Here is a 13,098-nt window from a genome sequence, read left to right as displayed (position 1 = left end):
TCCGGCGCGGCTGCCGGCCTTGATCGAGGTGCTGGGCGCGACGCTCGGCAACCTGCGTCCCTGGCGTTTGCGCGCCGCGCCGGCCACGGACGACGACGGCAGCCGTCGGTTGCATGTGGAACTCGCCGGCGTAGCGCTGCGCCTGAACGTGCGCGACTGCGCCGCGCACCTGCGCCTGACCCTGTACAGCCCGGATGGAGAACTGCGCTTGATCGATCCTCATGGCCCTGTGCGTTGGACACCCCGCGATGGCGAATGGCCGCTGGATCTGGGCGATCGCACGCCGGCCGATGCGCTTGCCGACTGGGCCGACGCGGTCGGCGCGGACCTGCGCGAACTGCTGGCCGCTCTGGAGCGGCGCGATCCCGCCCTGCCCGGCGATCTGCCGCAACGCCTGGCCTTGGCGCAGTTGTTGGAAGACCTGCGCGCCGTGCTCGGCGACGCTGCGCCAGCGTCCGCGACCGCCGACGTCGATGACGAGCCGGTCGAGGCAACCCGCTTGCAAGCGGCCGCCGTCGCCGTCGACGACAGCGATTCGCGCGCCGACACCCTCGCCGATTCGATCTCCGCCGACGCGATCCACGCCGCCGGTCTGCGTGCCCTGCATGCGCGCCTGCCCGGCGGCGCCGCGGCGCTGGAAGGCTGCGCGGAACTGTTGCGCGAACTCGACGCGATCAGCCTGGCCGCGCAAGCGCGGGTGCTGCACGAAAGCAAAGCGCTGGGCGATGACGAAGCGCGCGACGGCGATGCCCTGGCCGCAGCCACCGGCACCGCGCCGCGGCACCGCTGGCTGCTCAATCGCTGGCTGGCCGCGCTGGTCGACAGCGGAGCCTTGCAGCGCGATGGCGAGCGCTACCGCTGGCTGCGCCGGCCGCCGCTGGCGATGCCCGCCGCGGTCGCGCCGCGATTGAGCGCGATCTATGCGCAACTCGGCTTCCCGCCGGCGATGGCGCGTTTCCACAATGCCGCGCTGGCGCGTCTGGAGACGCTGCTGCACGACGGCGTGCAGATCCAGGATCTGTTGTTCGAAGACGCCGATCCCATCGCCGCGCTGGCGGCGTATCAAGACAACCCGTTCACCGCTTACGCCAACGCCGCCGCGGCCGAACTGCTGCGCCGCTGCCCGGCGCGCGGGGCGAGGCTGCGGGCGATCGAACTCGGCGCCGGCCCGGGGCTGAGCGCCGACGCCGCGCTGGCCGCGCTGGAAGGCCGCGACATCGACTATTTGTTCAGCGACATCTCGCGCATGTTCGTCGTCGCCGCGCAGCAACGCCATGCCGAACGCGCGGGTCTGCGTTACGGCCTGCTCGACATCGATCGCGACTTCGCCGCTCAAGGCATCGCTCCGCGCTCGGCCGACGCGATCGTGGCCGGCAACGTGCTGCACAACGCCGCGCACATCGGCCGCAGCTTGCGTCACATCCACCGTTCGCTCGCGCCCGGCGGCTGGTTGGTGTTCACCGAGTCCACCGCCGACAACCGCGCGGTACTGACCTCGATGCAGTTCCTGCTCTCGCCCCGGCCCGGTGCGCAACTGCCGGGCCACAGCGACCGCCGCAGCAACACCGCCGGCGGCGCGACGGTGTTCCTGGATGCGTCCGGCTGGAACGAAGAACTCGTCGCCGCCGGTTTCCGCCCGCGCTTGGTGTTGCCTGCCGACCCGCAGTCCGCGCCCGCCGCCGCCGGCCAATGTCTCTTCTTCGCCACCGCCTGCCCATGAACCTTCCCGTCGACACCGCAAGTCTTTGCGTCCACCCGTTCGAAGCGCTGCGCCGTCTGGATCAGCGGACCGCCCTGATCGACGGCGAACGTCGCTGGAGCGCGGCGCAGCTGCTCGCCGCGCAAGCACGCGCCGCGCACTGGCTGCGCGCACGCGGCGTGGGCGCGGGAACCCGGCTGGTGTGGGACGCGGAGGACGGATCGCAGGTAGCGCTGGCGCGACTGGCCGCGTTGGGGCTGGGCGCGGTCTGGTCGCAGCGCGCCTACGACGAAGCGGCAGCGGTCCGCATCGGCATCGAGGATGCGGCCGCGTTGGCGCGTTACTCGGCCGATGACACGGCCGAGCATTTCGAGACTTTTGAGCCGGACGCCGCCGCAGCGCCAACGCCTGCGCCGTTCGCGGGCGTTCCCGAGCACTTGGCAGTAGCGCTGCCGCTGAACGGCCGCGGCGGCGAGATCGCCTTGGCCGCATGGAGCGCAGGGGCCTGCGTGCACGTCGCGACCCATGCCACGGCGGCGAAGCTGCTGGCGTGGATCGAGCGCAGCGGCGCCGATCACGCGGCGCTGCCGCGAGCGAGTTTGCGCGCCGTGCTGACCCATCCGGCGCTGGGCCTCAACGATCTGAGCGGGTTGCGCGCATGGCTGTGCGAATGCCCCGACCCGGTCGAGCGCGAACGGGTGCGCACACTGACGGGCTGCGAACTGATCGATCTGGGCGCCGCAGCCGGCGTCGATCTGGCGCGCACCGCCGCCGAATTGCGGGCCCACCCACAGGTGGGCGAAGCGGTGGCGGTGGTAGCCGACGACGGCGCCCGCGTGGCCTTCGTCGTGCCCGCGCGGCGCGAACGCAGCGAACCCGCGCCGGCCGATCTGCAGACCTCGGCCGCGGCGGCGGTCGAGGCAACTCTGGCCGGCGTAGACATCGCCGGTGCGGTAGCCGCCACCGAAGCGCTCAGCCGTACCGCATTGCATTCGATGCTCGGCGCCTTGCAAGCCTGCGGCCTGTTCGCCGATCGCCACCGCGTGTACGACGCGCAGACGGTGCTGGACGCCGCGCGCGTGGCCGCGCCGCACCGACGCCTGATCCGCCGCTGGCTCAAGGTGCTGAGCGAACAAGGCCTGCTGCGCCACGAACCGGACGGCTACCGTCTGGCCGATGCCGCGCCCGATTGCGCTGAAGCCGCGATGGCTGCCGCCTGGGACGAGGTCGAACGCAATTGGCGCGCCAGCGCCGACGGCGTCGGCACCATCGACTACGCCCGCCGCAACGCCGAGCGCCTGCCGGAGCTGATCGCCGGCGAACTCAACGCGGTGCACTTGCTGTTTCCCGAAGGCCGTTCGGACCTGGCCCGGTCGCTGTATCGCGAGAGCATCGCCGCGCGCTACCAGCACCGCAGCGTCGCCGCGCTGGTCGCGGGTCTGGCCGCCGAACCGCGAGTGCGCCCGCTGCGCCTGCTGGAAGTAGGCGCCGGCACCGGCGCCACCAGCGAAACGCTGCTGCCCGCGCTGCAAGGCCTGGCGGCTGAGCATCCGGTGGACTATCTGTTCACCGACGTGTCGCGCTATTTCATCGAACAGGCCGCGACGCGCTTCGGCGACTATCCGAACCTGAGTTTCGGCCTGTACGACATCGATCGCCCTGGCCGCGAACAGGGCTACGCGCCCAATAGCTTCGACCTGATCGTCGCCGGCGGCGTGCTCAACGCCGCGCGCAACACCGACGACTCGCTGCGCTGGCTCGGCGAACTGCTGCGGCCCGGCGGCTGGCTGCTGCTGAGCGAACCGACTGTCGAGGAGTTCTGGGTGATGGCGTCGCAGGCGCTGATGCTCGCCGACGCCGACGACGAACGCGCCGACAGTCAGGCCACCTTTTTGTCCTGGCCGCAGTGGCAGCAAGCGCTGGACCAGGCCGGCTTCGAACGCGTCGCCGATCTGCCGCCGCCCGCTCACCCGCTGGAACGGCTCGGCCATCGCATCTTCGCCGCGCGGATCAAGAGCGATCGGCATGCGCCGGAATCCGCGCGACTGCGCGAAAGCCTCGGCGATGCCGCGCCGGACCGCATCGAACTGCTCGACGCCCTGCCGCTGACCGCCGCCGGCGCTGCCGACACCGACCTGTTGCGCCGCTGGGCTTCGCAGACCCCGGCCGGCGTCTTCTCCTGCAACGACCTACGAGGCCCGCGATGACGTCCGCCTTCGCTCCCGTCGCCTACCCGTTCAACGGTTTCACCGATCTGGAACTGGCCGAGGGATACCTCGATGCCCAGGCCCGCCCCGGCCTGACCCGCATCCGCATGCCGTTCGGCGAGCCGGCGTGGTTGGCCACGCGCTACGACGAGGTCCGGCTGGTGTTGTCGGACAAGCGCTTCAGCCGCGCCGAAGCGACCCGGCGCGAGAACGTGCCGCGCGCATTCGCCCGCATCGCCGGCGGCATCGTGATGATGGACGCGCCCGAACTGACCCGGATCCGCAAGCTGGCGATGCAGGCGTTCACCCACCGCCGGGTCGAGCAACTGCGGCCGCATATGCGCGAGCTGTCGCATCGGCTGATCGACCGGATGATCGAGAAGCGCGGACTGACTGGGGCGCCGGCCGACTTGGTCGCCGATTACGCGCTGCCGATTCCGATCTCGGTGATCTGCGAACTGCTCGGCGTGCCGATGCAGGATCAAGAACGTTTCCGGGTCTGGAACGACTCATTGCTGTCCACCGACGCCACGGCCGCCGAGCAGACCCAGCGCCATCTCGGCGAGTTGGCCCAGTACATCCTGCAGCTGATCGCGGCCCGCCGCAGCCAGCCGCGCGACGATCTGATGACCGCGCTGCTGGAAGCCCACGACCAGGGCGACCGACTCAACGAAGCGGAAATGGTCTCGCTGTGCATCGCCATCCTGGTCGCCGGTTATGAGGGCACGTCCTCGCAGATTCCTAATTTCGTGCATACCTTGCTGGCGCGGCCGCAGGCCTGGGAGCGCTTGCAGCGCGAACCCGAGCGGCTGGACGCGGCGATCGAAGAATTGCTGCGCTTCGTGCCGCTGGCCTCGGCGGCGATGTTCGTGCACTACGCCACCGAAGACGTCCAGGTCGGCGAAACCTTGGTGCGCCAGGGCGAGCCGGTGTTCGCTTCGATCGGCGCGGCCAATCGCGACCCGGAACGTTTCCCGCTACCGGAAGAACTCGACTTCGACCGCGACGCGCGCGCTCACTACGCCTTCGGCTGCGGCATGCACGCCTGCGTCGGCGCATCGCTGGCGCGGGTGGAACTGCAGGAATCGCTGCGCACCCTGCTCGAACGCCTGCCGGGCCTGCGCCTGGCCGGGCCGGTCGAGTGGAAGACCCAGAGCTTCTTCCGCGGCATGCTGATGATGCCGGTGCTGTGGTGAGCGCGGCCCGCCCGCTGCGCGTGGTCGTCGCCGGCACCGGCTTCGGCCGGGTGTACCTGACCGCATTGGCCGCCGCCGGCGGACCGTTCGAACTCGCCGGCGTGCTGGCCAACGGCAGCGATTACTCGCGTCAGTGCGCGCGCGAGTACGGCGCGCCGCTGTACACCGATCCGGCGCAGGTGCCGGACGATATCGACATCGTCTGCGTGGTCGTGCGCTCGGCCGCGACCGGCGGCGCCGGCTCGCAACTGGCCCAGCAGTTCCTGCGCCGAGGCCTGCATGTGCTGCAGGAACATCCGGTCCACCACAGCGAGATCGCCGCCTGCCTGCAGGCGGCGCGCGAAGGCGACGCGGCGTACGCGGTCAACACCCTGCACCCGAACCTGGCGCCGGTGCGCCGGTTCCTGGCGGTCGCGCGGTATCTGCGCGAACGCCAGCGTCTGCATTACATCGATGCGGCCAGCAACAGCCAGATGATCTACCCGGTGCTGGACCTGATCGGCCGCGCCGCCGGCGGCCTGCGGCCGTGGTCGTTCGGCGAACCGCTGGCGGATTCGCCCGCGCATCCGTTCCGCAGCCTGCACGGCAGCGTCAACGGCGTGCCGCTGAGTCTGCGGGTGCAGAATCAGGTGCACCCGGAGGATCCGGACAATCATTCGCTGCTGCTCGGGCAAGTGTCGCTGGGCTGCGACGCCGGTGTGCTGATCCTGCCGGATCTGCACGGCCCGGTGCTGTGGAACGCGCGCCTGCATTCGCCGCGCGACCACGGCGGCCGCTTGCTGATGCGCGGCCCCGGCAGCGAACGCCTGGCGGTCGCCAGCACCCAGACGCTGGGCGCCATCGACACCGGCGACTACCACCACGTTTTCGCCGACGTCTGGCCGGGCGCGGTGATCTACGCCCTGCACGAACTGCGCCGCGACATCGCCGACCCGGCGCGGCGCCGGCGCGCCGGCCAATGGGCGCTGAGCGTGTCGCAAGCCTGGCGCGATCTCACCGGCAGGATCGGCCTGCCGGAACTGATCCGTCCCGACGAACCGCAAGCGCTGCCGCTGGCGGAACTGATCGCCGCGGCCCATGCCGGCGATGACGACGGTGCGGATGATGCGTCCGCGACCGCGCCATCCAGCCTTCGCGCCAACCCCGCGCCCTCGCCCGACACTCTGGAGATCCTTTGATGGCGACCACTTGCAGCCACGTCCTGCTTTGGGTGCGCGACCTGCACCGAGCGGTGGAGAATTTTCGCCGACTCGGATTTCAGGTGGACTACGCCACCGATCCGGCGCGGGCGCAGCACGCGCACATCTGGTTCGCGCACGGGCCGATCATCGAGTTGCTGACCACGCCGCGCAGCGCGGCCTTGTTCAAATGGCCGATCGAACTGGCGTTCGGGCGCGGATCGGGCCGGCGCATGCTGCGCTGGCCGGCCGGCGGCGAAGGCTTCTGCGACGTCGCCGTCCGCGTCGAACAAGCGGATCTGCGGCCGGCGCTGAACGTCTTGCGCGCCGACGGCGTCGCTTGCGGCCGCGCGGTGCGCTGGACCCGCACCCGCCCCGACGGCGAGAAGACCGTGTTCCAGTTCGCCTACCCGCGCAACGACCGCTTGCCGTTCCTGGTCTCTGCCTACGACCCGCCGCAGCATCCGCCGCACAGCGCCCACGCCAACGGCGCCACCGCGCTGAGCCGGGTGCACCTGGGAGTGCGCGCGCAGGACGAAACCGCGCTGCGCCGTCTGATCGGCGCCGATCCGCATTTCATCCTGCACCCGGCCCAGACCACCGGCGTCATCGCGGTGGAACTGCGCGGCCTGCGCGCGGCCTGCGATCCGGAGTTGAGCCACGGCGCCGAGATCCGCCCCGAATCCGTCGCGGCGGCCGCATGAGTCGCCACACCCGCCTTCTTATCGCCACTGCGAGGACCTTATGTTGAACGGCTGCGTGCCCTGGCCCGAAGAGTTCGCCCAACGCTATCGCCAGCGCGGTTACTGGCAAGACATCACCCTGGGCCGGCTGCTGCGCGAGCGCGCCGAACGCGATCCCGATGCGATCGCGGTGATCGATCGCGACCGGCGCTGGAGCTATCGCGAACTGGATTCGCGCGCCGATCGCCTCGCCGCCGGTCTGCACCATCGCGGCCTGCGCGCCGGCGAACGGGTTCTGGTGCAGTTGCCCAACATCGCCGAATTCGCCTCGGTGTTCTTCGCCCTGCAGCGGATCGGCGCGATCCCGGTGTTGGCCCTGCCCGCGCACCGCGAGAGCGAGATCGCGCATCTGGCCGAGCTGTCGCAAGCGGCCGCGTACGTGATCGCCGACCGCTACCTCGGTTACGACTATCGCGAACTCGCGCGCACCGTGCGCGGCCGGGTCGCCAGCTTGCAACAGGTGTGGGTGGTCGGCGACGCGCAGGAGTTCGTCGCCCTCGATGCGCTGGAGCACGAACCGCTCGACCTGCCCGAGCCGGCCGCATCCGAGGTGGCGGTGCTGCTGCTGTCGGGCGGCACCACCGGTTTGCCCAAGCTGATTCCGCGCACCCACCAGGACTACCACTACAACGCCCGCGCCAGCGCCGAAGTCGCCGGGCTCGACGCTTCCACCCGCTATCTGGCGGTGCTGCCGGTCGCGCACAATTTCCCGTTGGCCTGCCCGGGCATGCTCGGCACCTTGCACGCCGGCGGCGCGGTGGTGTTCTGCGCCGATCCGGATCCCAACCAGGCATTGGAACTGATCGAACGCGAGCGCGTTACCGACGCCGCGCTGATTCCGCCGATGGCGCTGCTGTGGCTGGAGGCGCGCGAATGGAACGACGCCGATCTGAGCAGCCTGCGCTGGCTGCAGGTCGGCGGCGCCCGGCTCAAGGACGAAACCGCCGCGCGCATCCGGCCGACGCTCGGTTGTCGCCTGCAACAGGTTTACGGCATGGCCGAGGGACTGCTGTGCTACACCCGCCACGACGACGGCGATGAGCGGGTGCTGCACACCCAGGGCCGTCCGCTGGCCGACGACGACGAAGTACGCATCGTCGATGAGAACGAACGCGAAGTCGCGCCCGGCGAGATCGGCGAGTTGCAGGTGCGCGGTCCCTACACCTTGCGCGGCTACTACCAGGCCGAGGAATACAACCGCCGCGCATTCACCGCCGACGGCTATTACCGCAGCGGCGATCTGGTCCGGCGCAGCGCCGACGGCTACCTCGCCGTGGAAGGCCGCAACAAGGACGTGATCAACCGCGGCGGCGAGAAAGTCCCGGTCGAGGAAGTCGAGAACCTGCTGCTGGGTCACGCGGCGGTGCTGGATGTGGCGATCGTCGGCGTACCGTGCGCGACCTTGGGCGAACGCACCTGCGCCTGCGTGGTGGCGCGCGGCGCCGCGCCGACCCTGCCGGAACTGAAGACCTACCTCAACCAGCTCGGCCTGGCCGCGTTCAAGCTGCCCGACCAGTTGCGGGTGGTGGAGGCGTTCCCGACCACCCGGCTCGGCAAGGTCAACCGCAAGGCGCTGGCCGAACAGATCCACGCGGTGGCGCGGCCATGAACGCGCCCTTGTTCCGACGTTCGGCCTGGATCCGCGAATTCCGCCACACCCCCGCGCCGCGGGCGCGGCTGGTGTGCATGCCGCATGCGGGCGGCAGCGCCAGTTTCTTCCGCAGTTGGCGCGAGCCGCTGCCGCCGGATCTGGATCTGCTGGCGGTTCAGTACCCCGGCCGCGAAGACCGCTTCGGCGAAGCCTGCGCGACCGATCTGGGCGCGCTGGCCGACGCCACCGCGCATGCGCTGCGCGACTACTCCGACCGGCCGTTGTTCCTGTTCGGTCACAGCCTCGGCGCGAGCCTAGCCTATGAGGTCGCGCTGCGTCTGGAAAGCGACGGCCGCCCGCCGCGGCGGGTGTTCGTGTCCGCGCATCCGCCGCCGCATCGGCAACGTGAGAGCGATCTGTATCGCCAGGAAGACGATGCGCTGATCGAAGACGTGCGGCGCCTGGCCGGCGGCAACGCCGGCCTGCTCGAAGAACCGGAAGCGCGGGCGATGTTCCTGCCGATGCTGCGCGCCGATTACCGCGTCATCGAAACCTACCGGCGCGCCGAACCGCCGTCGCTGCGCGCGCCGATCGAAGTGATGCTGCCGCTGCAAGACAGCGAGTTCAGCCGCGACGAAGCGCAAGACTGGCAAGCGCTGAGCGGCGGCCCGGTGGTCGTGCACGAGTTCGACGGCGGCCACTTTTACCTGCAACAGCAACCGGCCGCGCTGGTGCGCCGCCTGTTGCCGAGCCTGACCACACGGTGACCCCATGACCGCCACAGACACCGCTTCGCACGCCGCCGCCGAGATCCGCGATCCGCAGGACTGCCGCGACCTGGGCGACATCCGCGCAGCCATCGACCGTATCGACCGCGACATCATCCACGCCCTGGGTTTGCGCATGCGCTACGTCGAAGCCGCCTCGGCGTTCAAACCCGACGAGGCCTCGATCCCCGCACCCGAACGCGTCGCCGCGATGCTGCCGCAGCGCCGGCGCTGGGCGGAAAGCGCCAACCTGGACGCAGACTTCGTCCACGAGCTGTATCACCGGATCATTCACTGGTACATCCAGCAGCAAGTCACCTACTGGCGGGCGCAGCGGGGCCTGACATGAGCGCGCTGGTCCAGTCCGCTTCGCAGTATCCGGCGCTGCATGCCGCCTTCACCGAAGCCCGGCGCCGCGCCCGGGTCGGCAGCGGCGCAGTGCTGGCCGCGGTCAGCTGGCCGGTACAGACGCCTTCGCCGCTGGAGTTGTTCGGCGCCTGGCACGACGCGCGCACCTCCTGCGTCTATTGGCGCTCGCAGCAACCCGCGCTGGAGTTGTTCGGTTGGGACGCCTGCCTGGAACTGTGCGGTCACGATGAGCATCGCTTCGCCGACATCGACCGCGCATGGCGCGCCCTGCAAGCGCAAGCGGTGGTCCACGGCGAGTGTTCGCCGCGCCTGCTCGGCGGCTTCGGCTTCGATCCGCAGCGCAATTCGGAAGCGCAGTGGCGGCATTTCCCGGCCGCGCGCATGGCCGCGCCGCGGCTGCTGCTCAGCCAGGACGCCGATGGCCAGCGGCTGCTGTGCCAGCACCTGGTCGAGGCCGACGACGATCCCGGCGCGCTGGCCGCGCAGTACTGCGCATGGGCGGACGCCCTGGCCGCGCCCGAGCCATGCAGCGACAGCGATATCGAACTGCTCGGCGCGGAGGAAACTTCCAGCGCGCATTGGCGCGACGGTGTCGAACGCGCACTGGCCGAGATCCGGCAGCGGCGATTGCACAAGGTCGTGCTGGCGCGGCAGGTTCGCTACTCCTACGCCCGCTCATTGAACCCGGCGCAGGTGCTGCAGCGGCTCAGCGACATGCACGGCAACGCCCACGTGTTCGCCGTCGCGCACCAGGACTGCTGCTTTCTCGGCGCCACGCCCGAACGCCTGGTGCGGCTGGAACACGGCGTGCTGCGCACCCATGCGCTGGCCGGTTCGACCCGTCGCGGCGTCGACGAGCGTGAAGATCAGGCGCTGGGCGAGGCGCTGCTGGCCAGCGCCAAGGATCGGCAGGAGCACGCGATGGTGGTCGATGCGATCCGCGCCGTGCTGGCGCCGCGTGCGCAGCAGCTGGAATCGCCGGCCCTGCCCGGTCTGCATCGTCTGCCCAACATCCAGCATCTGAACACGCCGTTCCAGGCGCGCCTGCGCGACGGCGTGGGCCTGCTCGAAACGATTCAGGCCCTGCATCCGACCCCGGCGGTGGCCGGACTCGACCGCGACGCGGCGATGCTCCACATCCGCGATCACGAGGGTTTCGATCGCGGCTGGTACGCCGCGCCGATCGGCTGGCTGGACGGCGCCGGCGGCGGCGACTTCGCGGTGGCGCTGCGCTCGGCGCTGATCGACGGCGCGACCTGCTACCTGTTCGCCGGCTGCGGCATCGTCGCCGATTCCGACCCTGATTCCGAATACCGCGAGACCTGCCTGAAACTGGCGCCGATGCGGGCCGCGCTGTCTATCGAGGCCGTTGCTTGATCGCTCCGGCCGCGGCCTGAATCGGTTCGACCGAAGATGACGGTGCGACAGCCGTCATTAAAAAAGTTGTAATGAATCTCCTTTGTATTCACAATGCTGACCAGTAGCCAGCATCCGGCCTCCCATTCCGGTCCCGCCAGCGGTTGATCCCTGACAGGAACCGACCATGAAACTGGTGCCCCTCTTCGCTGGCGTATTGGCGAGCTTGCTCGCCGCGGCGGCTTCCGCCCACACCCCGTATCTGGCCCCCAACACCTTCGCGCCCCGCGCCGGTGAAACGCTCTCGCTGGACGCTGCGTTCGCCGAGACCTTCTTCGTTCCCGAGACGGTGTTCGACAACAGCCGTTTCAGCGTGACCGGGCCGGACGCGAAACAGGTTGCGTTGCAGACCGTGCACCTGCTCAAGACCCGCGCGGTGGCCGAGCACACGCTGCCCAAGGGCGCGGACGGCACTTACCGTTTCAGCACCGGGCCGCGCCTGGGCGCGTTGTTCCGGACTTGGGAGCTCAACGGCAAGCAGGAAAGCTCGCGCGATCCGAACGCGACCATACCCGCCGGCGCCAAGGTCCTGTCGAACTTCCAGTCGCTGACCATCGCCGAAACTTACGTCAGCGTCGGCGCGCCCAATCGCGCCGCGTTGCAAGCGCATGGCAAAGGCATCGAGCTGGTGGCCGACAGCCACCCCAACGACTTGTTCGTCGGCGAGCACTTCGACTTCACCGTGCATTACGACGGCAAGCCCCTGGCCGATCAGAAGGTGGAGATCACCGAGGCGGTTTGGACTTCCGACCGCAAGCCGCAGGTGGCGACGGTGCTGACCGATGCCCAGGGCAAAGCGCGCTTCAAGCTTGAGCGCGCCGGCACTTGGTTGGCCTTGACCCGCTACCGCACCAAGGCGCCCGCGGGCGCGCCGGTGGACGAATACAGCAACAGCTACACGCTCACCTTCCGCGTGCTCGAGCAGTAACCCAACCTTTCTTACCGGAGAACCGCATGAAATCTGGCCTGCTCGCCAGCGCGTGTGCGTGCGCGCTGCTGTCCCTGCCCGTCCTGGCCCAGTCGCCGCCGCCGCGCCCCTTGGTGCTGGGCCACAGCAGCAACATTGAAGCGTTCATCGCGCAACACGACGGCAACGCCGACGGCCGCCTCGCCTGGGCCGAGTTCGAAACGTTTCGTCAGCAGCGATTCAAGGCGACCGACGCCAACGGCGATGGCAGCGTGGACGTAGAGGAATATGTCCGCGAGTTCGAAGACCGCATGCGCGACGAGATGGAGCGCGGGCGCGACGATCAGGTCGAACAGACGCGCCGTCGTTTTGTCGCGTTGGATCAGGATAAGGACGGTCAGGTGTCGCGCCCGGAGTTCGATGCCTCCGGCGAGCGGGTGTGGACCCAAGGCCAGAGCGTGCTGAGCGGCAAAGCCGACGCGAAGTCGCAACAACAGAAAGGCGGCGACGCCGAGGCGCCCGCCGCGCGTCGGAGCAACCGTCTGGCGCTGCCCAGCAGCCATACCGCGGCGGGCTTCCTGGCGCTCTACGACGGCAACGGCGACGGCGCCGTGCTCCGCGAGGAATTCGATGCGGCGCGTCAGGCCCAGTTCGCCCGTACCGACCGCAACAGCGATGGACGGCTGAGTCAGGACGAATACCTGGCCGAATACGAGGACCGGCTCGATCGCCACATCGCCACCCAGACCCGCGGCTCGGACTCGCAGACGCGGGTGCGTTTCGGCGCGCTCGACAGCGACAACAACGGCCGGATGAGCTTCGCCGAATACCAGGCCTCGGGTAAGCGCAGCTTCGACGCCGCCGACCGCAACCACGACGGCACCGTGGACGCGGCCGACGCCAAGCTGCCGCCGCCGCCCCGACCCGAGCGCGCGGCCAACGCGCGCCCGGCCGGCGCCTGAGCGGGACAGTCGCATGGGGATGCGACGGTCCAGCAAGCTCCAGGGGATAGCGCTGTGGCTGGC

General features: G+C 69.9%; 11 protein-coding genes. All 11 read left to right on the top strand.

All coding sequences use genetic code 11. The features are described from left to right. Positions 1-1,720: bifunctional Gfo/Idh/MocA family oxidoreductase/class I SAM-dependent methyltransferase (locus V7787_RS06425; RefSeq protein ID WP_336086653.1), on the top strand; the 1,720-nt coding region annotated here is incomplete at its 5' end. After that, a complete protein-coding gene (locus tag V7787_RS06420) occupies positions 1,717-3,906 on the top strand; it encodes a methyltransferase (RefSeq protein ID WP_336086651.1) in 2,190 nt (729 codons plus the stop codon). The genes V7787_RS06425 and V7787_RS06420, both read left to right, overlap by 4 nt. Next, a complete protein-coding gene (locus tag V7787_RS06415) occupies positions 3,903-5,102 on the top strand; it encodes a cytochrome P450 (RefSeq protein WP_336086649.1) in 1,200 nt (399 codons plus the stop codon). Before V7787_RS06420 ends, V7787_RS06415 begins: the two co-directional genes overlap by 4 nt. Continuing rightward, a complete protein-coding gene (locus tag V7787_RS06410) occupies positions 5,099-6,280 on the top strand; it encodes a Gfo/Idh/MocA family oxidoreductase (RefSeq protein WP_336086647.1) in 1,182 nt (393 codons plus the stop codon). The genes V7787_RS06415 and V7787_RS06410 overlap by 4 nt, the downstream gene beginning before the upstream one ends. After that, a complete protein-coding gene (locus V7787_RS06405; protein WP_336086645.1) occupies positions 6,280-6,984 on the top strand; it encodes a VOC family protein in 705 nt (234 codons plus the stop codon). The genes V7787_RS06410 and V7787_RS06405 overlap by 1 nt, the downstream gene beginning before the upstream one ends. A 40-nt stretch (positions 6,985-7,024) precedes the next feature. Continuing rightward, positions 7,025-8,632: a (2,3-dihydroxybenzoyl)adenylate synthase gene (locus V7787_RS06400; RefSeq protein WP_336086643.1), complete on the top strand. Its 1,608-nt coding sequence runs from the start codon at positions 7,025-7,027 to the stop codon at positions 8,630-8,632. Beyond that, positions 8,629-9,381 (top strand): thioesterase II family protein, encoded by a 753-nt coding sequence (locus tag V7787_RS06395; protein ID WP_336086640.1) that lies wholly within the window; start codon positions 8,629-8,631, stop codon positions 9,379-9,381. Before V7787_RS06400 ends, V7787_RS06395 begins: the two co-directional genes overlap by 4 nt. A gap of 43 nt (positions 9,382-9,424) precedes the next feature. Beyond that, the gene (locus tag V7787_RS06390) at positions 9,425-9,730 is read left to right on the top strand and encodes an isochorismate lyase (RefSeq protein WP_336086657.1); all 306 of its coding nucleotides are present in this window, start codon (positions 9,425-9,427) and stop codon (positions 9,728-9,730) included. Continuing rightward, the gene (locus V7787_RS06385) at positions 9,727-11,127 is read left to right on the top strand and encodes an isochorismate synthase (protein WP_336086638.1); all 1,401 of its coding nucleotides are present in this window, start codon (positions 9,727-9,729) and stop codon (positions 11,125-11,127) included. The genes V7787_RS06390 and V7787_RS06385 overlap by 4 nt, the downstream gene beginning before the upstream one ends. Positions 11,128-11,293: 166 nt before the next feature. Continuing rightward, on the top strand, positions 11,294-12,094 hold the full coding sequence (locus tag V7787_RS06380; protein WP_336086635.1) for a DUF4198 domain-containing protein: 801 nt from the start codon (positions 11,294-11,296) through the stop codon (positions 12,092-12,094). 26 nt (positions 12,095-12,120) lie between these two features. Next, positions 12,121-13,035 carry an EF-hand domain-containing protein gene (locus V7787_RS06375; protein WP_336086633.1) on the top strand — a complete coding sequence of 305 codons (915 nt, stop codon included), beginning with the start codon at positions 12,121-12,123 and terminating at the stop codon, positions 13,033-13,035. The last annotated feature ends 63 nt before the right edge of the window (positions 13,036-13,098 follow it).

Source organism: Pseudomonas sp. CGJS7 (assembly GCF_036961695.1).
Note: the sequence above shows the minus strand (reverse complement) of the source record. Positions and strands in the feature narration are given on the sequence as shown.

Bases quoted from the DNA above. Each gene is read 5' to 3' on its own strand.
- V7787_RS06420 (WP_336086651.1), top strand. From the start codon at position 1,717: ATGAACCTTCCCGTCGACACCGCAAGTCTTTGCGTCCACCCGTTCGAA.
- V7787_RS06415 (WP_336086649.1), top strand. From the start codon at position 3,903: ATGACGTCCGCCTTCGCTCCCGTCGCCTACCCGTTCAACGGTTTCACC.
- V7787_RS06405 (WP_336086645.1), top strand. From the start codon at position 6,280: ATGGCGACCACTTGCAGCCACGTCCTGCTTTGGGTGCGCGACCTGCAC.
- V7787_RS06400 (WP_336086643.1), top strand. From the start codon at position 7,025: ATGTTGAACGGCTGCGTGCCCTGGCCCGAAGAGTTCGCCCAACGCTAT.
- V7787_RS06395 (WP_336086640.1), top strand. From the start codon at position 8,629: ATGAACGCGCCCTTGTTCCGACGTTCGGCCTGGATCCGCGAATTCCGC.
- V7787_RS06385 (WP_336086638.1), top strand. From the start codon at position 9,727: ATGAGCGCGCTGGTCCAGTCCGCTTCGCAGTATCCGGCGCTGCATGCC.
- V7787_RS06380 (WP_336086635.1), top strand. From the start codon at position 11,294: ATGAAACTGGTGCCCCTCTTCGCTGGCGTATTGGCGAGCTTGCTCGCC.
- V7787_RS06375 (WP_336086633.1), top strand. From the start codon at position 12,121: ATGAAATCTGGCCTGCTCGCCAGCGCGTGTGCGTGCGCGCTGCTGTCC.